The sequence below is a fragment of the Paraburkholderia sp. WS6 genome, from assembly GCF_030464835.1.
GTDB lineage: Bacteria > Pseudomonadota > Gammaproteobacteria > Burkholderiales > Burkholderiaceae > Paraburkholderia > Paraburkholderia madseniana.
In genome coordinates, this window is record NZ_JALQCK010000012.1 from 88,521 (window position 1) to 110,513 (window position 21,993).

Sequence of the window (21,993 nt, forward strand, 5' to 3'; positions counted from 1 at the left end):
TAGCAATCGCCGCTTTGCGGCTTGCTCGGGCCGTCGCGCGACGCTCAACCCGGTGTCCGTCTTGAATCAAGCTTCGCCCTCCACTGCTTTGCCCGATGCGGCCCTCGCGCTGCGGCCCTCGGCGTGCCCGGGGCTGCTGCGCATCGTCGCGGCGCGCGATGGGGGGATTTGCCGGATCAAATTGCCCGGCGGTGAGTTGAGCGCGGCGCAGGCCGCGGTGATCGCCGACGTCAGCGAGCGGCATGCGGCCGGTGTGGTCGAGCTGACCAATCGCGCGAATCTGCAGGTGCGTGGCGTGCGAAGCGGGCATGAAGCGGCGTTGATCGCGGCGCTGGTCGATGCGGGGCTTGGGCCGATTCGGGCGACCGGTGCGGTGGATGCTGACAACTTGCTGCTCGCGAGCTCGGCGGACGATGTGCGTAACGTGATGGTGAGCCCGGCTGCGGGGCGTGATCCATTTGCGCTGTTCGATACGAGGCCGCTTTGCATCGAAATGCTCACATTGCTGCAATCCGAAGCGCGTTTCGCGGCGCTATCGCCGAAATTCGCGCTACTGCTCGATGGTGGTGAGCGCCTTGCCAGGCTGGATCATCCGCATGATGTTTGGCTGGCAGCCATGCAGGCCGAAGACGGTGTGCGATTTGTGTTCGGATTGGCGGGTTGTCCGCCTGCCGTGGCGGACGCGGATGCGAATGCCTTCCCGCATATCGCGCGTACCGGCTCGCATAGCGCCGTTGACCATCCTCATCCGAATTACGCAGGCGCTCTCGCCGCAGTGCTGCCCGCGCAAGTCACAGACCTCGTCCGCGCGCTGCTGCATACGTTCCTCGATCTGGCCGCCCCAGATGCCACGCGCATGCGTCACCTGCTCGCCACGCATCCCGTCGACGCGCTATTGCAGCACGCTCAAACGTACGTCGATTTCCCACTGTCACGCGACACATCGCTTGCAAACTGGCTACGCCCCACGCCCGCCGATGCCACGTTGCGACTCGGCGCGCACGCACAGCGAGTCGTGGGAATGCTGCACGTAGGCGGCCAACCGCCGCTCGGACGCCTCGACGCCACGACCTTGCGCGGCCTCGCCACGCTCTCGCAACAGCAAGGCAACGGCACGCTGCGCATGACGCCCTGGCAAAGCGTGTTACTACCCGATATCGCAGCCGATGCCGCACCCACCGTGCTCGCTGAAATGAACGCGCTAGGCCTCGCATGCGATCCTGCGCAGCCTATGACACGTCTGATCGCCTGCGCCGGTTCCACAGGCTGTGCAAAAAGCCTCGCCGACACCAAAGCCGATGCGTTACGGCTAGCAGATCGCTTACCCGATGGCATCGACGTCCATCTGAGCGGCTGTCCGCGCTCATGCGCTGCCGCACATTGCGCGCCGTACACGCTGCTGGCTGCGGAGCCCGGCATCTACGACCTTTATCGACGCGACGGCCAGCCGGGTTTCGGCTCGCGCGTCGCGCACCAACTCACGATCGAACAGGCCGCCGACATGCTCGACCCATTGGCACACCCGGCCCGGAGCCCCTCAGATGCTTGATTACATTCGCGACGGTCAGGAGATCTATCGCCAATCCTTCGCGACGATACGTGCGGAGGCCGACCTGTCGCGCATCCCCGCCGACCTCGAGAAACTCGCGGTGCGCGTGATCCACGCCTGCGGCATGGTCGACGTCGTTGAAGATCTTCAGTTTTCCGAAGGCGCAGGCACCGCGGGCCGTACGGCACTGGCGCAAGGCGCGCCGATTCTGTGCGATGCCGGCATGGTGGCGCAAGGCATCACGCGCGCACGCCTGCCCGCGAACAACGACGTGATCTGCACGCTGACGCATCAGGACGTGCCCGCACTCGCACGCGAACTCGGCAATACGCGCTCGGCGGCTGCGCTCGAATTGTGGCGGGCGCGGCTGGCCGGCAGCGTCGTCGTGATCGGCAATGCGCCGACCGCCCTCTTTCACTTGCTCGATATGCTCGATGCCGGCGCAGCAAAACCCGCACTGATCCTAGGTTTTCCGGTCGGTTTTGTCGGCGCGGCCGAATCGAAAGCGATGCTTGCCGAAGACAGTCGCGGCGTGCCCTACGTCGTGGTTCACGGCCGACGCGGCGGCAGCGCGATGGCCGCCGCTGCCGTGAACGCACTGGCGACGGAGGTCGAGTAAATGACGGTGCAAGGACGTTTATTCGGACTGGGCGTGGGCCCCGGCGACCCTGAGCTCATCACACTGAAAGCGCTGCGCTTGCTGAAAGCGGCGCCCGTGGTCGCGTATTTCGTCGCAAAGGGTAAGAAGGGCAACGCCTTCAGCATCATCGAGGCGCATCTGCATGACGCTCAACAGCATCTGCCGCTCGTTTATCCCGTCACGACCGAAGCGCTCGAACCGCCGCTTTCGTATGAAGTGATCATCGCCGACTTCTATGACACCGCTGCGGAGGTCGTCGCCGGCCATCTCGACGCGGGCCGCGACGTAGCGGTGATTTGCGAGGGCGATCCGTTTTTCTACGGCTCGTACATGTATTTGCACGACCGCCTCGCGGCGCGTTTCGAAGCCGAAGTCGTGCCCGGCGTGTGCTCGATGCTCGGCGGTGCAGCGGTACTCGGCTCGCCGCTGGTGTATCGCAATCAGAGTTTGTCGGTGCTCTCCGGCGTGTTGCCTGAAGACGAACTGCGGCGGCGTCTCGCCGATGCCGACGCTGCCGTCATCATGAAACTCGGCCGCAATTTCGATAAGGTGCGGCGCGTGCTCGGCGAACTGGGACTCGCGCATCGTGCGCTTTATGTCGAACGCGCGACCATGGGCAATCAGCGCATCGTGCCGCTTGACGAAGTCGACCCGATGGCCTCGCCGTATTTTTCGCTGCTCGTGGTGCCGGGGGAAAAATGGCAAGGTTGACGCCGCCCGCGATCGTGATTCTCGGTGCGGGCGCGCTGGAGACCGCACGGCGTATCCAGATGTTGTATGCCGGTTGCCAGGTGCATGCCTTGCAGGGCCGAGTCGAGGCTGACGTCTCATACACGGAACTCCGCACGCATCTGTGTGATCTGTATGCGCGCGGTACGCCGATCATCGCGTTGTGCGCCGCCGGGATCGTGATTCGTTGCGTCGCGCCCTTGTTGTCGAATAAGGGCGTCGAGCCGCCGGTGCTGGCCGTTGCAGAAGATGGGAGTGCGGTCGTGCCCTTGCTCGGTGGACTTGCGGGAGTCAACGTGATGGCTCGCGAGATTGCGGCTGCGTTGAACGTGTCGCCTGCGATTACAACGAGTGGCGAACTGCGCTTTGGAACGTGTGTGCTCAATCCGCCTGAGGGCTATGCGCTTGCCGATATAGCGCAAGGCAAGCGCTTCGTGTCTGATCTGCTGGCGGGTGAAAGCACGCGCATCGAGGGTGAAGCGCCGTGGCTCGATGACGCGCAATTGCCTCGCTCTGAATCCGCACGTCTCGCGATCCGCGTGACGCCACGTGCGTGGGATGGGCGGGATGATGAGTTGGTGATTCATCCGCGGAGTGTGGTGGCGGCAGTGACGGTTCCGGGTGCTGGTGCTGGTGTTGGTGCGCATTCCAATACGGATACAGATCTCGGCACAAATTCCGGTGCTGATTCGCAGACGGCTTCCGGCGCGCGAATCGCCGCGCTAGTACACGAGGCATTGGGCGCGCACGGTCTTGCACCACTCTCGCTCGCGGCATTGCTGGTTCCTTCCGAACACATGGCAAACCCGGCGCTGGTCGATGCCGCGGCGAGCCTGAACGTGCCGCTGCGTTTTGCCCAGGCGGGCCCGGAGGACGGCGAGCCGCCGAGCAATTTGCTGCATGCCGCGCTGCGCGTCCCTTATCAAACCTTGCATGACGACGCGGACGCAGGGGTTGCACTCGCGTTGGCCGCGTTGGCAATCGACCCGGACACGATTGGCCGTACGCGCGGCCGCTTGACCGTGATCGGCCTCGGCCCCGGCAGCGCCGATCTGATGGTGCCCGCCGCACGAACGGCGCTGAACGAAGCCACCGATATTCTCGGCTACGAAACATACGTGAAAATGGCCGGCCCCTTGCGTGCCGACCAACGCGTACACGGCACGGACAATCGCGAAGAGATGCAGCGGGCGCGCCATGCGTTCGAACTCGCGAGCACTGGACGGTCAGTGGTGATGGTGTCGTCGGGCGATCCCGGCGTGTTTGCGATGGCGGCAGCGGTGCTTGAAGCGCTCGAAGAAGGCGCTTCGACGAACGCTGACTGGCGCTCGGTCCAACTCGCCATCGTGCCGGGAGTGTCCGCTGCCATGGCAACTGCGGCGCAAGCCGGCGCGCCGTTAGGCCATGACTTCTGCATGCTGTCGTTATCCGACAATCTGAAACCGTGGACCATCATCGAAAAGCGCCTTCGGCATGCGGCCGAAGCGGATCTGGTGATGGCGTTCTATAACCCGATCTCTCGCGCACGGCCGTGGCAGTTGGATAAAGCGCTGGACATCGTGCGGGAATATCGCGCTGCGGCGACGAAAGTCGTGCTCGGCCGCGATATCGGCAGACCGGGCAGCACGCTGCGCACGATCACGCTCGGTGAACTGCGCTCGTCCGATGTGGATATGCGCACGATGGTGATCGTGGGGTCATCGACGACACGCGCGTTTGCTAACGGTGTCGATGGCGGGGAATGGGTTTACACGCCGCGGTGGTATGAGTGAGCACAGTGGGTTATTTTCGCCCCATCCCCCTCACCATTGCCTCCATTTGCACCCCATCCGCCCGCGCGATGCCCTATGCCGCCACCTTCAAATCCTCAATCGCCCGCTGCCTGACGCCCAGATCATCCCAGAGTTCCGGATGGCACGTGAACACCAGAATCTGATGCCGCGTCGCCGCGTCGATCAGCGCGCGCTTGATCGCATCGCGTCGCGTCGCATCGGTATGCACGGCTGCGTCGTCGAGCATGAGCAAGGTGGGGCGGCCCGACGCCTTCAATAGATCCGCATACGCCAGCCGCGTCAGAATACCGAGTTGCTCCCGTGTACCGAAGCTCAACGCATCGAGCGTATCCGCGCGACCATAGCGATCCAGCGTCGCCGGGCTCAGATCGTCGCCGAGCGCAATCGTCGACTGCGGGAAAATCCGCTTCAGATAGTGCCCGAGCCGCTCGGTCAACGGCGCGCGCAGTTGCGCCACCGCCGCATCACGTTCGTCGACAAGCACTTCGTCGAGCAGACTCAAAGCGCTCGCCCGCAAGCTGAGTTCTTCCTTGCGGCGCGTGGCCTGTTCGACTGAAGCATTTACTGTAGCGAGACGCTCCCCGAGCCCAGACGCGCCAACCGTCTCGAGCTGACTGCGCAACTGCGCGATCCGCAGTTGCCGTTCGTGCTGCTCGTTGCGCGCAAGTTCTGCCGACGCCCGATAGCGCTTCGCTTCAGCCGCCGGATCGTCGAGACGCGCAGCTTCCAACTCACGCTCACGTCCTTCAAGCTGTTTCTTCAGCGCCTCGACCTGCACACGCTGCTCGACGATTTTCGTCTGCCACAGCGCGCGGTTGCGGCAGAACGCCTCGTCGCCCAGTTGCGCCTCCTTACGCTGGAGTTGCGCGGCGAGCGATTCCGTCGTGGCCGTAGCGGTCGACCGCTTTTCCGCCGCTTGCGCCAATACTTTTCGGGCGGCGTCCAGCGCATCACGTGCGATGTCGGCGTTGCGGCGAGCCTCGTCGAGCGGTGGCGCGGCGGAGACATCGGGCAAGGCCGCAAGCCGTCCGTTAGCCGATTGCAATCGCGCATCCGCCGAAGCCAACGCAGCCCGCAGCGCGTCGATACCCTGCGGCGCATGCACCTCAAGAATCTTCGCCTGGCTTTTCTGCTGCGCGACCAGCGTCTTCCACTGCTCGTGCCTGGCCTCGGCCTCACCCAGCGACGCCACGCCCAGCGTCTGCAACAACTGCGCATGCTGGGCTTCGAGCGACGCCAACTCGGACAACCGCGCAGACAGATCGGAAACGCCCGGAATCACCCGCAATTCGCCGAGTTCGCCAAGACCGATCAGTTTTTCCTCGTCGAGCCGCAGCACGCCCTCGCCGTTTACCTCTGCATCGCCGACGGTGATCGCGCCATTCAACCGGTATTCGATGCGCGTCATCGCCGCTTCGGTGCGCGCGCGCAGCACGGTCAATTCCGCATCGAGCGACCGGAGCCGCTTCAATTGCGCCCCGTCGATTTCGAGCGCCGCCGCTGCGCGCGTCGCCTCCAGCACGGCCTCGTTCGCCTTGCCGGCGGCCGCGATCGAGGCTTCGAGCCGCTCGCTCTCGGTGCGGTGCAGAGCGATCTGACTGCGCAAATCGCCCGCGGTTACCGCGGCGTTCGCCAGTTCGTACGCGCGGTTGGCATCGGTAGCCGCCTGCTCAAATTTCGCCACGCGCGCCTGAGCCTGCGCATGTTCGTTCTGAACTGCCGAGACATTGGCTCGTGCGGCGTCGAGTTGCTGCCGCTCGCGTGCAACGGCTGCTTCGAGTTCAGTGGCCGCCTGTTCCTGCTGCAACGAAAGCGCCAACTCTGCGTCCTTCAATTGCAGCGACTGGGAGAGCCCCTGAAGACTGCGTTCGAGTTCGGCCGCGGCGTCGGCGCGCTGTTGCGCCTGCACGGCCTTCTGCTCATGAAGCTCCCAGGGGCGCTTGCGTTGCGCGTCGTCGAAGGCTTCCTGCTGCGTGGCAAGCCGGACGATGTTCTCGTCGAACTGCTGGCGCTGCTGCTCCAGTTCGTCACGCTCTTCGATCAGCGCCGCCAACGCCTGTTCGGCCTCGGCCAATGGGCCGGTGGACTTCTGCGTACGCGCCGTGAGCAGTTGCCGGAGCTCGCGCTGCACCGCCGCGATCAGCGCATCCTCACCCGCCGATTCATGACCACCCGACAGTTGCGACAACGCATCGCGCAGATACTGCGCCGCATGTCCCGTGGAATCGCGCACCTCCTGCGTACCGCCTTGTTGCACCCACAACAAACCGGGGACACCGGCGTTTTCCGCCTTCAGCGGCCCACGCGCGGCCCGCGAAAAACCGAGCAGCGCGGCGAGCTTGTCTTCGGCTTCGTCTTCGCCGAACACCGCTTGACCGATCTTCAATTCGCAGCGCTGCCGGGTGACGAACTGCTTCGACAGCCTGCAGGCCGTGCCGTCCATGTCGAACGCCACTTCAACCGACGGCTGCCCGCTCGCCTTGCCCCACGGCAGCAGGTCTTTCAGATGCGAAGCCTTGTAGCGCTCGAGGAACACCGCCCGCACGGCTTCGGCGATCGTGCTCTTGCCAGCCTCGTTCGGGCCGGTGAACAGATTGAGTCCGGGCTGCAGATCGTCGATGACGAGCCGTCCGGTGAACTGCTTGAACTCCTGAATCGCGATGCTTTCCAGCTTCATGCGGACCTCGCTTCGCGCGGCAGTTCACGTTGAAAACGCGCCAGAAGCAATAACGCCTCCGCCGCGCGCTTGACCTGTTGCGGGTCGGACTGCGGGTCCTCCTGCAAGCCTCGCAGACGCGCCACCACCTTCGCGAGGTAGCCGCTTTGCGCGCCGAGTTCGGCGAGATCGTCGGCGGTGGGCAGCACCTGCAGACCACTCAGATCGACGCGTAGTGCACGCACCCGCGCGCGGGTCTCTTCCACCGCGACGTGAATGGCTTCGGCCTCGGCCAGCGCGGTCGAACCGCTTACGGTGACCCGCAGCACGTCGTGACTGCCTAACGCGCTGAGGCGCAGCTTGAGCGAATCGACGTCGGTCGACACGGAGATCGCCTCTTCCCAACGATGCCATTGATATTTACCGACCCGCACCGCTTCAACGGACGGCACGGCGCCAGGCTCGGTCAGCGTGACGTCGAGCATGAAGCCCGGATCGTTGGCGCGGAAACGGTCCTGCTCGTGCGTGCCGGCATACCAGGTGCGTTCGTCGACGCGCAAATGACCGTGCCAGTCGCCGAGCGCGAGATAGTCCAGACGCGCGCTCGCGGCACGCGTCGGGGCGATCGGGTTCGACGAATCGATGCCCTCCTGCAGAATCCCACTCACGCTGCCATGCGCGAGTCCGATACGGTGATAGCCGGGCGGCGTCTCCGTCGTGTCGAAGAAACCCGTCGTGTCGTCGTAAGTGATGCGTTGCGTGAGCGGCGCGCAAAGCAACGCGCACTGGCAGGCGTCGAGCGTCACCACGCCGGGTTCGAGCACCAGCCGCACGTTCGGCGCAACACAGTTCAGCCGCTGCGCACGGGCCCACACGCTCTCGACCAATGCGGCATCGTGATTGCCCGGCAGCATGATCCACGGCCCGGAAAACGCTTGCAGCGCGCCGAACAAGCGGCGAATCACCGTGTCCGAGACGGTCTGCAGGTCGAATACGTCGCCGGCGACCAGCACGGCGTCAACCTTGCGCGCCGCCGCTTCCTCAGCGATCCGGCGCACTGTCTCGAAGCGCGCTTCCGCGAGGTGCGCGGCTTCGTCCGGCTCGAACTGGCCGAATTGCGTACCTATCTGCCAGTCCGCGGTGTGCAGAAACCTGATCACTGTGCCTCCATTCCGTTCAATTGCATCGTCACTCAATACTCATTCGGCGCTCATGTTACCGCGCCTGCGGGTCAAAGAATGTCCCAAGCCGGCGCCACACGGCAGGAACAGCGGCGCTACACTCGCGTTTCTGGACCAGCACGCCAATCGCACCGCACCATTCCAATCGAATAGAACCCCGCTGCCCTGCTGCCGATGAACAAAGAAACCGAACTGAAGAAGGCCAAGCGCACCCCATTGCTGTTGCTGGCGGCCGCCGCCTGCGTTTTCCTCGTGACCGCCTTCATGCCGCGCGGCCTCTGGGTGGACGGCATTAAAGCAGTGGCCGAAGCCGCCATGGTCGGCGCGCTCGCCGACTGGTTCGCCGTCGTCGCACTGTTTCGCCGCGTGCCGATCCCGATCGTCTCCGCGCACACGGCGATCATTCCGAAGAACAAGCACAAGATCGCCGACAACCTCGCGGTGTTCGTGCAGGACAAATTTCTGGACGTGCCGTCGCTGGTCGGGCTGATCCAGAAATACGACCCGGCGCAAAGCATCACCGGCTGGCTGACGAAGCCGGCCAATACCGCGCGTCTGGGCGACTACGTGGTCAAACTGACGAGCGGCATTCTCGAACTGACCGACGACGTGCGCATCCGGGTCTTCATCAAGGACGCATTGCGCGACGTGCTGGCCAAAGTCGATCTGTCGCAATCCATGGGCTCGATTCTCGACACGCTCACCAAGGACGGCCGTCATCAGGAATTGCTCGACGCCGGCATCGAGCAGGTCGTGGCGCTGTTGCGAGAACCGCAGGCGCGCGAGTTTATCGCTGAGCGCATCGTCGAATGGGTGAAGAGCGAATATCCGACGATGGAGATGATCCTGCCGTCGGCATGGCTCGGCGAAAAAGGCGCCGAAACGATCGCCAATGTGGTGAACCGGATGCTCGAGCAGATCAGCGAGAACCCCACTCATCAGTTGCGCCAGAAATTCGACGACGCGGTGCAGAAGCTGATCGTCAAACTCAAGACCGATCCGGCATTCCTGCAGAAAGGCGAGGAACTGAAGCGTTATCTGGTGGAAGGCGAAGCACTCAGCACGTATGTGAAGGACATGTGGGGCGAATTGCGCGCATGGCTCAAACGCGATCTGCAAAGCAACGATTCGGCCCTGCACGCCCGGGTGATGGCAATGGGCCAGTGGGTGGGCCGCGAGCTGGCGCATGACCCCGCGCTGCGTCAGTCGCTGAACGACCACCTGGAAGAAGCGGCGCGCGCCATGGCGCCGGATTTTGCCCAGTTCCTCACGCGCCACATCAGCGATACAGTGAAGAACTGGGACGCACACGACATGTCACGGCAAATCGAGCTGAACATCGGCAAGGATTTGCAGTACATCCGCATCAACGGGACGATTGTGGGCGGCTTTATCGGCTTGCTGCTGTATGCGAGCTCACAGCTATTCGAGCTGTTGCGTTTGCACATGGGCTAAGGGATGCGGCCGCCGCACGCCAAAGCGCCTACAATCCGGGCATATGAATTGCTCGGCCGCTTTAGCTGACCGCCGCCGTTCCAGCCGCGCAAACCCTCAGCAAAAGCGACAGCGCCACAACATCGAGAAGTGTGTCCATGAAAATATCGTTACCGCCACCTGGGCGGCCGAACCGCGTATACCCGCCGGGCACGCCCAGTCTGCATGGGTTGGCCTCGGTCATCACCGGCGTCGTGGTGGTCAGCGCACTGTACTTCGCCCGCGAGGTGTTGATTCCGATCACGCTCTCGGTGCTGCTCAGCTTTCTGCTCGCACCGCTCGTGCAGGCGCTGCGGCGTTTGCACATGGGCCAGTTGCCATCGATCTTTATCGCGGTGCTCTTCGCACTCGCCACCTTGCTGGCCGTCGGCGGGCTGATCGGTGCGCAACTGGTGCAACTGGCGGGCGATCTGCCGCAGTATCAGGCGGCGATCGAGCAAAAGATCGAGACGGTGCAGGAGAAAACCGTCGGCCGGGCCGATTCGCTGATGAGCCGCGCCGCCGCCACGCTGCAACGCGTCGCGCCGAGCAAGCCGAGCCCGCCGCGCCTCACCGGACGCGCGGCGCGCAACGCACCCGCTGTGCCGACGCCCGTCGAAGTACACGAGCCGTCGCTCACGCCGATGCAACTCGCTCAACGCGCACTATCACCGGCAATTGCGCCGATCGAGACCACCTTTATCGTACTGGTCGTCACGATCTTCATCTTGTTGCAACGCGAAGACCTGCGCGACCGTTTGATCAGTCTTTTCGGTTCACGCGATCTGCACCGCACCACCACCGCGATCAACGACGCCGCCGGGCGGCTGAGCCGCTATTTCGTCGCGCAACTGGGCGTGAATCTCAGCGCGGGCGGGATCATCGCCATCGGGCTCGCGATCATCGGCGTGCCGGGCGCGCTGCTGTTCGGCGTGATTGCTGCGTTGCTGCGCTTCGTGCCGTACATCGGCATCTGGATCGCCGCGATTCTTGCCGTGTTTCTCGCGGCCGCCATCCAGCCTCAATGGACGATGGCGGTCTATACGCTGATCCTGTTCATCGTCGTCGATGTGGTGGCCGGACAGATTGCCGAGCCGCTGCTGTACGGTCATCGCTCGGGGCTGTCGCCGCTGGCCGTGGTCGTGGCGGCGATTTTCTGGAGCTGGCTGTGGGGGCCGATCGGCCTCGTGCTGTCCACGCCGCTCACGCTGTGCGTCGTCACGCTGGGCCGCTACGCGGATCGTCTGAACTTTCTCACGGTGCTGCTGGGCGACCAGCCTGCTCTCACGCCTGCGCAGAACTTCTATCAACGGCTTCTGGCTGACGATCCGCACGAAGCCATCGTGCAGGCCGAGCGGTTGCTGCGCGAGATGTCGCTGATCGATTACTACGACAACGTCGCACTGGAAGGCCTCAAGCTTGCGCGCAACGATGCGATGCGCGGGGTGTTGATGCCTGAGCAACTGGCGCGAATCAATGACGCACTGGTCGATATCGTCGAAAACCTGGAAATTGCCGACGGACTGCCGGATCGTCTGTCGCGCACGGAACCGGCCGACTCCGCTGGCGCAATGTCGGCATCGGCGACGGCCGATCTTTCGGATCGGCACGACAGCCACATTTCGGCCCATCCGCCGATGCACCATGAAACCGACAGGGCGTCGGTCCTGTGCGTGCCTGGGCGCGGCGCATTCGATGAGGTCACCGCCGCGATCGCCGTGCAATTGCTCGGCCGCCAGGGTCTCGCGCCGATGATCGCCACGCACTCGGGCTATCGCAGCGCGCATGCCGACGAACCGAGCTTCAAGGAGGCGCCGATCATCTGCATCGTCTCGCTCGACGCGCCGGAGTCACCGCCGTATCTGCGCAACATGCTGCGGCGCACGCGGGAATGGAGGCCGAGGGCTACCTTGGTTGTGGGCGTGGGTGGCACACCGGAAGCCGGTCCGGAGATGGGTGCAACCGGCGCTTCGCACGCGGCGCCGACGTTCCGCGCGATGATCGAGGAATGCCGGGCGGGAGCGAGCGTGCAGCACTCGCGCCAGGCTTCGCATCTGGCCGGGGCGGATTAGGCAAGTCTGCGCGGTCTTCATTGCGTGAATCAGAAAGGCCGCAGGGTGCGTAAGCGCCCTGCGGCCTTTCTATCGCCGGAACGCCCAGTCCTTGTACCCAAAATGAGGACAGCCAGCCACCACCCCTCCTTCATACTTCACCTATCGATTCGCATCGCCTCCTGAGAGCACTCAAGCCACGGCGGGCAATCCATCGGCAGCGAAGATCCAGGAGACACGTATGAGCCGCAGTTTCAAACCCTATCCGTTCACGCCGCGTCACTATGCGGGCGAGGTGCCGCCGCTGGTCGACGGGCGCGACCCTGTGCGGCGCGCCGTCGCGATTGTCGGGGGCGGTCCGGTAGGCATGACGCTGGCACTCGCGCTGGCTCGCCAGGGCGTACGCTCGGTGCTGATCGAAGCCGACGACGGCGTCTGCACCGGCAGTCGCGCGATCTGCATCTCACGCCGCAGCCTGGAGATTTTCAAACGCCTTGGCGCAGTGCACGGTTTTCTGCAAAAGGGCTTGCCATGGACCGGCGGCCGCAGCTTCTATCGCGATGCCGAAGTGTTCCGCTTCGCCATGCATCAGGACGACGAGCAATCGCTGCCGCCGATGATCAACATCGCGCAATACCAGATCGAGCAGTTGCTGCTCGACGAAGTGGAACACCATGCCGATCTGATCGAAATCCGCTGGCAAACCCGCGTGACCGGTATCGAACAACATGCCGACAACGGCACCGCTGGCGCCACGCTTGACCTCAGCACCGGCGACACCGCATGGAAAATGCGCGCGGATTGGGTCGTCTCGTGCGACGGCGGCCGCAGCACGGTTCGCGAGGCACTCGGCCTCAAGCTCACCGGCACCACGTACGAGGGCCGCTACGTGATCGTCGATATCGAACTGAAGAGCGAACGCGCCACCGAGCGTCTCGCCTACTTCGATCCGCCCTCCAATCCCGGCTCGACGGTGCTGGTGCACAAACAGCCCGACAACGTCTGGCGCATCGACTACCAGCTTCGCGACGATGAAGATCCCGAGGCCGCGGTCAAACCTGAAAACGTCATGCCACGCGTGCAGAGCGTGCTCGACTCGATGGGCGAAACGGGCGAATGGTCGCCGATCTGGATTACGGTCTACAAGGCCAACGCGCTGACGCTCGAACGCTACCGGCACGGCTCGGTGCTGTTCGCGGGCGATGCCGCGCATCTCGTGCCGATTTTCGGCGTGCGTGGCGCGAATTCCGGCATCGACGACGCCGACAATCTCGGCTGGAAACTCGGTTGCGTCGTCAACGGCATTGCATCGGACCGCCTGCTCGACAGCTACAGCGACGAGCGCGTGTTCGCGGCGCGTGAAAACCTGAGCCACGGGATGAAGAGCACCGAATTCATGGCGCCGCCCTCGTTCGCGTTCGACCTGATGCGCAAGGCAGTCCTGGGACTTGCCGCGCATCATCCGGCCGTGCGGCCACTGATCAATCCGCGGCAGACGCATGCGATTGCGTATGCCGAGTCGCCGCTCAATCGGGTCGCCGCCGTTGCATCAGGCGCGTTCGCCAGGGGTCCAGCGCCGGGCACGGTCCTGCCGGAGTGCCGACTTCAACGCATGTGCGACGGCGTAGCAGTCGATCTCCATCTCACCGATCTGCTCGGACCATGCTTCACCGCACTTCGCTTCGGCGCGGACATGGCGCAAGACGAAGCATGGCAGCAATTGCATCATGCACTCGGCGAACATAGCATTCCGTTCAAAGCGATCACGCTGGTCACAGGCGATGCACCGCGCGCCACCGTCGCGCATGTGGTCGATTCAGCGGGACGCTTGCATGAGATGCTCGATGCCACGCCGGGCACCGTCTATCTGATCAGGCCGGACGGTCATGTGCTCGCCCGCTGGCGCAACGGCAACGCGACGAACGTGCAAAGCGCCGTGACGGCCAGTCTGACGAATTGACGCAAGAGGAACCCACACCATGACCGATAGCGAACTCGACCTCGTCTACACGACGCTCTGCAAGACACTGACCGCTGAAGGCGAAGCGCAAGCGCCCTTATATCTGGCCCGTCTTGCGCTGCTGTGCATGACGGAACTCGGCGATACGCAGCGAGCGCTGTCGTTGATCGAAGCGGCGAAGCTGCCGGCCTCTTCCGCAGTGGCTGCGTGATGCGGAAAGCCCGTTACATAAGACGCGAAACGTAAGACGAAAAAAAACCGCCCCATTGATCATGCGGGGCGGCTTCTTTTCGGAAGTCGGAACAACGTTCACTGGCGGGGATACAACCCCAACGTACTCGCATGCAGGCGTGCGAGCCCGAGCAACGCGTCCGTGTATGGCGTCGGCACGCCGGTAAGCTGCCCCAGTTCACGCACCGCAGCCACCAGTGCGTCGAGTTCGACCGCCTTGCCCGCCTGTACATCCTGCAGCATCGAGGTTTTCATCGCGCCGAGTTTGAGCGTGACCTCGTGACGATCCGCCGGCGCCTGTTCGATCGGAATACCGAAACGTGCGCCGATCTCCTTCGCTTCCAGCATGATGCTCGTGACGAAGTTGCGCACCAGTTCGTCGCTGAGAATCCGGTCGGTGGTCGCGCCGGTGATGGCGCTGATCGGATTCATGGTCATGTTGCCCCACAGCTTGTACCAGACGTCGCGCTGAATCTGCTCCGACATCGAAGCGTTGAAGCCCGCCGCGGCCAGCGTGGCGGTGAGCGTTTTGACGCGTTCGCTCGTTCGCCCCGACGCCTCGCCGACGATCAGCCCATTGCCCTGGTGATGCCTGATGACGCCCGGCGACTCGATCAGACAGCTCGCATGCACCACACAGCCCACTGTCTGCGCGGTCGGAATCGCGGCGGCGATCGCGCCGTCAGGATCGATCGACTTTAACCGTTTGCCGGCGAAATCACGGCCGAGCCCGTCGCAGAACCACCATGGCACACCGTTCATTGCCGTAAGCACAATCGTCTGCGGACTCAGCAGCGGCGCAATATGCGCGGCCACCGACGCCATCGCCGGACCCTTGACCGCCACCACGACGAGGTCCTGCACGCCGAGATCCGCCGGCTGTTCACTTGCAGTCACCTTCACCGCGTGCGTCACGCCGCCTTCGATCAGACGCAAGCCGTGCTGCTGCAACTCACTGAGTGTCGCGCCGCGCGCCACCACGCTCACGTCGTGGCCGGCCTGTGCGAGCTTCACCCCCATCCAGCCACCGATCGCGCCGGCACCGTAGATACCTACTTTCATTGCTTCAATCCTTGCTTTAATCGTCGGAGCGATCTTCGCCTCAAGTCTCGCGTTAATCCTTGCGCCGATTCTTGTGTTAATCCTCGCGTTAATCCTTGTAGCTCGCGTCGATGCGATCCACGCGCCGCACCAGCGCATCGAATACATCCTGCCCCCCGCCGTGACGTGGATCGAATTGCAATGAGTCGCGCGAGCAACGGATCGCCACGTCTTCCGGCACCGGCCGCGCGCGGCCCATCGAGAACGTGGCCATCTGGATTTCGCACGCGCGGTTGAGCGTCCACAGAATAGCGAAAGTCTGCGGCAACGTGTGGCCCCATGCCAGCAGGCCATGATTGCGCAAGATCACCGCTTGCCTGCTGCCGATATGTTCGAGCAGACGCGGCCCTTCCTCCGCATGCACCGTGATGCCTTCGAAGTCGTGATACGCAATGCGGTCATACAACTGCGCGCTATAGAAGTTGGTTTGCTCCAGGCCGTTTTCGAGGCACGCCACCGCGACGCCGGCCGTGGTGTGCGTGTGCATCACGCAGTGCGCATCGGCCAGGCCTTCGTGAATCGCCGCATGCACGACGAAACCCGCAGGGTTCACCGGATACGGCGAGTTGTCGAGCACGCGTCCTTGCGCGTCGATCTTCACGAGATTGCTCGCCGTCACTTCGCTGTAGTGCAGGCCGAACGGATTGATCAGGAAATGCCGCTCGCCGCCGCTCACGCTCGCCGGCACGCGCAATGTGATGTGGTTATAGATCATCTCGGTCCAGCCGAGCATGTCGAAGATGCGATAGCACGCGGCCAGTTGCACGCGCGCCTGCCATTCGTCGGGGTGCATCCCGGCGGCCTTCTTAGGGCTCGCCGTCGGCATTTCAAGAGTCGTCATCAGGGTCTCCGTTTTTATCGTTCGTTATAGGCAAGCCGTTGCGAGTAATAGCCGTTATGCGCCTGCCACCACCGCCGCGATCGACGACGCCACATAGCCGGCGTTGCGCGCGTTCAATCCGGCGACGCACATGCGTCCCGAACGCAGTACGTACACGGCGTATTCGCCGCGCAAACGCTCGACCTGGGCTTCGCTCAATCCCGTGTACGTGAACATGCCGCGCTGCGCGACGTAACGCGCGCGCATCACTTCATCGACGCGGCCTGCTAGGCCTTCGTGAATCGTGCCGCGCATGGCGAGAATCCGTTCGCGCATGGTGGCGAGTTCCGCTTCCCAAGAGGCACGCAAGGACGCGTCGGACAGCACGTTGGCGACGAGGCGCGCACCATGCGTCGGCGGATTGCTGTAGTTGGCGCGCACCGTCGACATCAATTGACCGAGCACGCGAGCCGCTTCTTCCTTGCTCTTGCACACCACGCTCAGCGCACCGCAGCGCTCGCCGTACAGCGAGAAGTTCTTCGAAAACGAATTCGCGGCGATCAAGGGCACGCCCGCATCGGCGAGCAGGCGTACGCAGGCGGCATCCTCCTCAAGGCCTGCGCCGAAACCCTGATACGCCATGTCGACAAACGCAATCAGTTTGCGGCGCTGCAATACCGGCACCAGTTCCGCCCATTGCGCCGGACTCAGATCGACGCCGGTCGGGTTGTGGCAGCACGCATGCAGCAGCACGATGCTCTGTTCCGGCAAGCGGTCGATCGTGTCGAGCATGTCAGCGAAACGCAAGCCACCGGTGTGTTCGTCGTAATACGGATACGTGTTGACCGTGAGGCCCGCGCCTTCGAACACCACGCGATGGTTTTCCCAGCTCGGATCGCTGATCCAGATCTGCGAGGCCGGGAAATAACGCTTCAGAAAATCCGCGCCGACTTTCAGCGCACCCGAACCGCCGATGGTCTGCAAGGTCGCGATCCGACCCGCGGCACGTGCTTCGTGGTCCGCGCCGAACACCAGAGCCTGTGCTGCGTCGCGGTAGAGCGGCAGGCCCGCCATCGGCAGGTAGGAGCGTGGGCCGATCGATTCGAGCAGCGCGGTTTCGGCGCGCCGCACGGCGTCCATCACCGGCAGCTTGCCGGCGTCGTCGAAATAGATGCCGATGCTCAGGTTGACCTTGTTGGGCCGCGGATCGAGTTGAAAATCCTCGTTCAGGCTCAGAATCGGGTCGCCCGGATAGGCGGGAATGTGGTCGAACATGGCAATTCCTTGAGTGGAGCCCTGCATGTGGCTGGATTGCGACCTGCGTATACCCTGAGTGTGGACTGTTGCAGGCTGGTCGTAGCAGCGTGGGCGAGTCGGAAGTCTAAGCGGGTTTCCTGCTTCGCGTCGACGAGGACAAGTGTCGACCAATGGCACGCTATCTACAATCAATCGATTTTTCACGATTCGTAAGTTTTTCTTTAGAATCGCCTCATGCCACTCACACGCGTCACCATCCGTCAGTTCGAAGCGTTTCTCGCCATCGTCGATTTGCACAGCATCGGCGCGGCGGCGGAACGGCTCGGGCTGACCTCGTCAGCGGTCAGTCAGTTGCTGGCCGAACTGGAAACGGAACTGGGCTTTCGTCTCTTCGACCGTACGACGCGGCGCGTCAATCTGTCGAGCGCGGGGCAGGATTTCCTGTCGTCGGCCGAATCGGTTTTGCGCCATGTGCGCGCCGCCGCCCAGTCCGCCGACGACATCCGCAATCGCGCGGCCGGGATCGTGCGAGTCGGCGCGCCGCTGGTGCTCGCGGCGACCGCGCTGCCGGCGGCCATCGCCGAATATGCGCGCGACAAACCGAAAGTGGTCGTGCGCATATGCGACACCGTGGTCGAACAGTTGGTGGAGCGTGTGGAAAGCGGCGACGTGGATCTCGCGATCGGCCCGGATCGCCAGAGCGGCACGCGGGTGCGTTGCGATCCGGCCTTCGCGAGCCCGTGGGTGATGTGGTGCGCGCCGACGCATCCGTTAAATGCACGACGCAGGGTGCAGTGGCAGCACTTGCGCGGTGTGCCGATTGTTGCCACCGGCCGCGACCACGAGCGTGCAGTCGAACAGATGCTGGCTAATCTGCCGGCGGAGGCACGCATCATTCCCGTGGACGTGGTGGACAACGTAACCACAGCGTTCGGTCTGGCTTCGCAGGGGCTTGCTGTGACGCTCGCGCCCGCCTATGTCGCGCCGCTCGCGCGAACCTTCGGGCTGGTGATGAAGCGGATCGTCGATCCTGAAACGATCCGTGAAGTGTGCGTATATCGTTCGACCGAACGTGCGCTGTCACCACCCGCGGACGGATTCGCGGAATTCATCATGCCGTGGCTGAAGCGCTGGGATCGCGAGACGCAGGTCGATGCGCGAGCAAAGCGCGGATGATTTTGTCGACGCGAGCTCAATGGTGCTTCGGCGGCTCTTCTTCGACCGTCTCGCAGCTAATCTACGGCTGCAAATTCGGCGCGCCGGTTCAAGACCGCTCAGGCAGCAGACATAACGCGAACAACTGGCGCTGGCTCGAGATCCCCAGCCGCGCGTAAGCGCGCTTCTGATACGTAATCACGCTGGTGACCTTGACGCCCATTTGCTCCGCGATCTCGGCGGCGCTGGCGCCTTCGAGCGTGCCGCGCAGCACGTCGATCTCACGCGGCGTCAGCGCCGGGCAGGCACGTCTGACCCGTGCCAGCATCGCGGCTGCCGTGCCTTGCTGATGCTGCCCATTGAGCGCGTAATGGCTTTTTGCAGCGTGGGCGAACAGATGCGCCATGCTTTCCACATGCTCCAGTTCGCCTGGCTGAAACACGCCGTATGCGCTGTCACGATACAGATTGATCGACAGCCAGACGCTTTCCATGGGTTGCAAAAGCAGCGACAGCCGGTCGGATACGTTGGGCTGCGCGTAGCAGGCGGCGCGGTACGCTTCGTTTTCGATTTCTTCGCTTTGCTGCTGATGCAGCACTAACGCCTCGCGCGCCTGCTTCGCTTGCGAGCCGCCGACGATGGCGCGGTTTCCGTCGAGCGCATAAAAGTGCGTGGCGTAGCGATCGGCGACATCACGAAGGAAACGGCCGCCGCGATGGTCGGCGGCGGAGACGGTGCGCGGCCTCGCATCAAATTCGTATGCGAAAACCGTGCACTGCGACACGGGAAGCGTGTCGCCAACCGTTTTCAGAATGCTTGCAGCAAGCGCGTCCGGGTCGTCATGTGAGATCGACATGACGAGGTCGGTAACACGCGACGTGTTGATATGCCCGCTGCGGGCCGGTGTGGATATGCGCCAGGAACGCATGATGATGGCGAGGTCACGCTACGTGGAGTTTGGTCCGGCAAGCGTAGCACAATGAAGCATTGCACCTGATGCTGCTCTGCCTGCACGGCGAAAACCGCTCACGCTGCCGAGCCCTCGCAAACCCTTCGGCGGGGGATATAGCTACAACGTCCCCAACTTGACAGCAAGGAAATCGACCAGCAGCCGGGTCCTCTGTGGCAGCCGCCGCGTCCTCGTCCACATTGCATGCAACGGCAAAGGTGTCAACTGAAAATCCGTGAGCAAAACCTCAGCCTTGCCTGCCTCAACCCATTCCTGAATCTGCCAGAAGGCAGCGACCCCAACCCCCATACCACCCAGCACGCCCGCATTCACCGCCGCAACCTGATTGCTGTCAAAGCGCCCCGCCACGTTCACCGCAATTTCGTTGCCGTCCGGCGACGTAAACACCCAACGCCCCGGATGCGGCACGCCCGTTCGAACGACACAATCATGTTTCGCCAGATCCCGCGGATGTGACGGTCTGCCGTGTTCGGCAAGATAATCCGGCGCTGCGAACACCACCCGCCGAAGCGTGCCGATCCGCCGCGCCACCAGCCGTGAATCAGGCATTTCGCCAATGCGGATCGTCACGTCCGCGCCGGTCTCTGCCGGATCGCGATACTCGTCGCTCAGATCGAGCGACAACGCCAATTGCGGATGACGCTGCAAAAATTCCGCGGCGAGCGGCGCGACGAATTTTGGTCCGAACAGTGTGGGCGCATTGATGCGCAAACGCCCGGTGAGCCTGTGCAATTCCTCCGCGAGTTCGGTGCGTGCCAGTTCGAGTTCGGTCAGCGCGCCTTTGACGCGTTCGTAAAAACGCATGCCGGCCTCGCTCGGCTGCGAAGTGCGGGTGGTTCGCACGATCAGGGTCGATCCGTGCGCGCGCTCGAGCACCTGAAGCGAGCGGCTGACAGCCTGCAACGACCGGCCAAGCCGGCGCGCGGCGTTCGTCAGACTGCCCTCCTCGACCACTGCCACCAAGGTTTCCAGATCGCGCAATGCATCCATCGGCGATTCTCCCGTTTATCGTGAGGATGTATCCAATTCCGTGCGAATTATGTTTGCCTGATGGGAGAGTAGCATCGATTCACTTTGACTTTACGGGTAGCCCGGCGATGGACTCATCCACGATTCAATGCCCGACGGCAGCCCAAGCGGCTACGCCGCCGGCACAGAGCGTTCCGACCGCGCGCTTCGCCGCGATGGTCGCGGTTGCCGTGCTGCCACTGTATGCGTCACAAACGTTGATTGGCCCGCTCGACGCCTCGCTGCATCTCGGCGCATGGACCACGCTCGTCACCGCATTGACGCTGTTCGGCTATGCGGTCGGCCTCGTCGGACTCGTGCCGCTGATCGACCGCCTGCCCAATCGGCCTCTGATTGCGGCGACGTTGTTCGCGCAGATCGCGTGTCTTGCGCTGGCCGCCATCGCGCCGCTCGCGCCGGTGTTTCTGGCCGCGTCGTTCGCTGTCGGCGTGACGTCGAGTGTCGTGCAGATGCTGGTGCCCGCGGCGGCGTCACTCGCGCCGCCGGCTTCGCGGGGCAAAGTCGTCGGCAATGTGATGAGCGGTTTGATGCTCGGCATTCTGTTATCGCGGCCGCTTGCCAGTGTGATCGGCGGCGCACTCGGCTGGCGAGCGTTTTACGCCGCCGATGCTCTGCTGCTCGCCGCTGTTACGCTCGCCGTGGTGCCACGGTTGCCGGATAGCCGCCCTGTCGGCGCGCCGCCCTATGCTGCGTTGTTGACGTCCATGGTGCGATTGCTGGCACATGAACCGGTGCTGCGCCGCCGAGCCCTGTATCAGGGCCTGCTCATGGCTGGCTTCAATGCGTTCTGGAGCAGCGTTGCCATTGTCCTGACGCGTGCGCCACTCGGGTTGAACAGCACCTCTGTCGCGCTCTTCGCGTTAGCCGGCGGCGGCAGCGTGTTCATCGCACCGTTGGCAGGCCGTGCCGGCGACAGGGGCTGGTCGAAGCCCGCCAGTATGCTCGCTCACGCGGTCGCCATCGCAGCCGCACTGCTGGCGGCATTGGCGCTGACTTCGGGTGTGTCGCGCGTCGCATCGATCACCATGCTGGCTGTGGCCGCATTCTTCATCGACGGTGGCGTGATTGCCGATCAGGCGCTCGGCCGGCGCGCAATCAATCAGCTAGCGCCCGAATCGCGTGGCCGGGTGAATGGGCTCTACACGGGGCTCTTTTTTGTCGGCAGCGCGGTAGGCGCCACCATCGCCGGGCCGGCGCTCGCGCGTTGGGGCTGGACGGGTGTATGCGTCGCCGCGTTGGGGTTTTTCGCTGCGGCAGCGGGGCTGCATCTGCGCGACAGTTCGCGTGGGTGCGACACATGATCGATCTTGCGACCGACCGGAGGCGCGTGTTCATACGTCCACACGCGATGCCATTCGGCGGCCTTGATTACGGTCTTCAGCACCTGGAGCGACGCGC

General features: G+C 63.7%; 17 protein-coding genes. 10 read left to right on the forward strand and 7 right to left on the reverse strand.

The features are described from left to right. Nucleotides 1-61: 61 nt before the first annotated feature. Genes cobG through cobJ form a run of 4 tightly spaced genes read left to right on the forward strand, consistent with a single transcriptional unit; the run spans nt 62 to nt 4,690 of the window. Nucleotides 62-1,549 carry a precorrin-3B synthase gene (cobG, locus tag M0D64_RS16755; protein ID WP_301717543.1) on the forward strand — a complete coding sequence of 496 codons (1,488 nt, stop codon included), beginning with the start codon at nt 62-64 and terminating at the stop codon, nt 1,547-1,549. After that, nucleotides 1,542-2,168 carry a precorrin-8X methylmutase gene (locus M0D64_RS16760; RefSeq protein WP_266239250.1) on the forward strand — a complete coding sequence of 209 codons (627 nt, stop codon included), beginning with the start codon at nt 1,542-1,544 and terminating at the stop codon, nt 2,166-2,168. Before cobG ends, M0D64_RS16760 begins: the two co-directional genes overlap by 8 nt. Further along, nucleotides 2,169-2,900, forward strand: a complete 732-nt coding sequence (locus M0D64_RS16765) for a precorrin-2 C(20)-methyltransferase (protein ID WP_154560496.1) — start codon at nt 2,169-2,171, stop codon at nt 2,898-2,900. After that, entirely contained in the window at nt 2,888-4,690 is a 1,803-nt protein-coding gene (cobJ, locus tag M0D64_RS16770) for a precorrin-3B C(17)-methyltransferase (protein ID WP_266258545.1), read from the forward strand. Before M0D64_RS16765 ends, cobJ begins: the two co-directional genes overlap by 13 nt. Before the next feature lie 73 nt (nt 4,691-4,763). On the opposite strand, the gene M0D64_RS16775 is transcribed toward cobJ, so the two are convergent. Then, the gene (locus M0D64_RS16775) at nt 4,764-7,388 is read right to left on the reverse strand and encodes an AAA family ATPase (RefSeq protein ID WP_266258546.1); all 2,625 of its coding nucleotides are present in this window, start codon (nt 7,386-7,388) and stop codon (nt 4,764-4,766) included. Beyond that, nucleotides 7,385-8,527: a DNA repair exonuclease gene (locus M0D64_RS16780; RefSeq protein WP_266258547.1), complete on the reverse strand. Its 1,143-nt coding sequence runs from the start codon at nt 8,525-8,527 to the stop codon at nt 7,385-7,387. Before M0D64_RS16780 ends, M0D64_RS16775 begins: the two co-directional genes overlap by 4 nt. 195 nt (nt 8,528-8,722) lie before the next feature. Here M0D64_RS16780 and M0D64_RS16785 point away from each other — a divergent pair, with 195 nt between their 5' ends. From M0D64_RS16785 to M0D64_RS16800, 4 genes are all read left to right on the forward strand, one after another. Then, on the forward strand, nt 8,723-10,003 hold the full coding sequence (locus tag M0D64_RS16785; RefSeq protein WP_266258548.1) for a DUF445 domain-containing protein: 1,281 nt from the start codon (nt 8,723-8,725) through the stop codon (nt 10,001-10,003). Between the two features lie 137 nt (nt 10,004-10,140). Next, nucleotides 10,141-12,093 carry an AI-2E family transporter gene (locus tag M0D64_RS16790; protein WP_266258549.1) on the forward strand — a complete coding sequence of 651 codons (1,953 nt, stop codon included), beginning with the start codon at nt 10,141-10,143 and terminating at the stop codon, nt 12,091-12,093. A gap of 220 nt (nt 12,094-12,313) precedes the next feature. After that, nucleotides 12,314-14,032 carry an FAD-dependent oxidoreductase gene (locus tag M0D64_RS16795; RefSeq protein WP_266258550.1) on the forward strand — a complete coding sequence of 573 codons (1,719 nt, stop codon included), beginning with the start codon at nt 12,314-12,316 and terminating at the stop codon, nt 14,030-14,032. A gap of 19 nt (nt 14,033-14,051) precedes the next feature. Beyond that, the gene (locus M0D64_RS16800; RefSeq protein WP_097396572.1) at nt 14,052-14,243 is read left to right on the forward strand and encodes a hypothetical protein; all 192 of its coding nucleotides are present in this window, start codon (nt 14,052-14,054) and stop codon (nt 14,241-14,243) included. 98 nt (nt 14,244-14,341) lie between these two features. On the opposite strand, the gene M0D64_RS16805 is transcribed toward M0D64_RS16800, so the two are convergent. The 3 genes from M0D64_RS16805 to M0D64_RS16815 all read right to left on the reverse strand — a co-directional run bounded on the left by M0D64_RS16805 (nt 14,342) and on the right by M0D64_RS16815 (nt 17,459). Then, nucleotides 14,342-15,325 carry a 2-dehydropantoate 2-reductase gene (locus tag M0D64_RS16805; RefSeq protein ID WP_266258551.1) on the reverse strand — a complete coding sequence of 328 codons (984 nt, stop codon included), beginning with the start codon at nt 15,323-15,325 and terminating at the stop codon, nt 14,342-14,344. Nucleotides 15,326-15,413: 88 nt separating this feature from the next. Beyond that, nucleotides 15,414-16,205, reverse strand: coding sequence for a class II aldolase/adducin family protein (locus M0D64_RS16810; protein ID WP_266258552.1), 792 nt, complete (start codon nt 16,203-16,205; stop codon nt 15,414-15,416). A gap of 54 nt (nt 16,206-16,259) precedes the next feature. Then, nucleotides 16,260-17,459, reverse strand: a complete 1,200-nt coding sequence (locus M0D64_RS16815; protein ID WP_266258553.1) for an amino acid aminotransferase — start codon at nt 17,457-17,459, stop codon at nt 16,260-16,262. A gap of 216 nt (nt 17,460-17,675) precedes the next feature. Here M0D64_RS16815 and M0D64_RS16820 point away from each other — a divergent pair, with 216 nt between their 5' ends. Then, on the forward strand, nt 17,676-18,617 hold the full coding sequence (locus M0D64_RS16820; protein WP_266258555.1) for a LysR family transcriptional regulator: 942 nt from the start codon (nt 17,676-17,678) through the stop codon (nt 18,615-18,617). Between the two features lie 88 nt (nt 18,618-18,705). Here M0D64_RS16820 and M0D64_RS16825 read toward each other — a convergent pair whose 3' ends face one another. Together M0D64_RS16825 and M0D64_RS16830 are read right to left on the reverse strand one after the other, a co-directional pair. After that, nucleotides 18,706-19,524, reverse strand: a complete 819-nt coding sequence (locus M0D64_RS16825) for a helix-turn-helix transcriptional regulator (RefSeq protein ID WP_266258556.1) — start codon at nt 19,522-19,524, stop codon at nt 18,706-18,708. A 141-nt stretch (nt 19,525-19,665) separates the two neighbouring features. Then, nucleotides 19,666-20,556 (reverse strand): LysR family transcriptional regulator, encoded by an 891-nt coding sequence (locus M0D64_RS16830; protein ID WP_266258557.1) that lies wholly within the window; start codon nt 20,554-20,556, stop codon nt 19,666-19,668. Nucleotides 20,557-20,663: 107 nt separating this feature from the next. On the opposite strand from M0D64_RS16830, the gene M0D64_RS16835 reads away from it, so the two are divergent. Continuing rightward, nucleotides 20,664-21,896, forward strand: coding sequence for an MFS transporter (locus tag M0D64_RS16835; protein WP_266258558.1), 1,233 nt, complete (start codon nt 20,664-20,666; stop codon nt 21,894-21,896). Nucleotides 21,897-21,993 lie beyond the last annotated feature (97 nt).

Excerpts from the sequence above, each read along its gene's own strand:
- M0D64_RS16760 (WP_266239250.1), top strand. The coding sequence starts at position 1,542 with ATGCTTGATTACATTCGCGACGGTCAGGAGATCTATCGCCAATCCTTC.
- M0D64_RS16765 (WP_154560496.1), top strand. The coding sequence starts at position 2,169 with ATGACGGTGCAAGGACGTTTATTCGGACTGGGCGTGGGCCCCGGCGAC.
- cobJ (WP_266258545.1), top strand. The coding sequence starts at position 2,888 with ATGGCAAGGTTGACGCCGCCCGCGATCGTGATTCTCGGTGCGGGCGCG.
- M0D64_RS16775 (WP_266258546.1), bottom strand. The coding sequence starts at position 7,388 with ATGAAGCTGGAAAGCATCGCGATTCAGGAGTTCAAGCAGTTCACCGGA.
- M0D64_RS16785 (WP_266258548.1), top strand. The coding sequence starts at position 8,723 with ATGAACAAAGAAACCGAACTGAAGAAGGCCAAGCGCACCCCATTGCTG.
- M0D64_RS16790 (WP_266258549.1), top strand. The coding sequence starts at position 10,141 with ATGAAAATATCGTTACCGCCACCTGGGCGGCCGAACCGCGTATACCCG.
- M0D64_RS16795 (WP_266258550.1), top strand. The coding sequence starts at position 12,314 with ATGAGCCGCAGTTTCAAACCCTATCCGTTCACGCCGCGTCACTATGCG.
- M0D64_RS16800 (WP_097396572.1), top strand. The coding sequence starts at position 14,052 with ATGACCGATAGCGAACTCGACCTCGTCTACACGACGCTCTGCAAGACA.
- M0D64_RS16805 (WP_266258551.1), bottom strand. The coding sequence starts at position 15,325 with ATGAAAGTAGGTATCTACGGTGCCGGCGCGATCGGTGGCTGGATGGGG.
- M0D64_RS16810 (WP_266258552.1), bottom strand. The coding sequence starts at position 16,205 with ATGACGACTCTTGAAATGCCGACGGCGAGCCCTAAGAAGGCCGCCGGG.
- M0D64_RS16815 (WP_266258553.1), bottom strand. The coding sequence starts at position 17,459 with ATGTTCGACCACATTCCCGCCTATCCGGGCGACCCGATTCTGAGCCTG.
- M0D64_RS16820 (WP_266258555.1), top strand. The coding sequence starts at position 17,676 with ATGCCACTCACACGCGTCACCATCCGTCAGTTCGAAGCGTTTCTCGCC.
- M0D64_RS16825 (WP_266258556.1), bottom strand. The coding sequence starts at position 19,524 with ATGCGTTCCTGGCGCATATCCACACCGGCCCGCAGCGGGCATATCAAC.
- M0D64_RS16830 (WP_266258557.1), bottom strand. The coding sequence starts at position 20,556 with ATGGATGCATTGCGCGATCTGGAAACCTTGGTGGCAGTGGTCGAGGAG.
- M0D64_RS16835 (WP_266258558.1), top strand. The coding sequence starts at position 20,664 with ATGGACTCATCCACGATTCAATGCCCGACGGCAGCCCAAGCGGCTACG.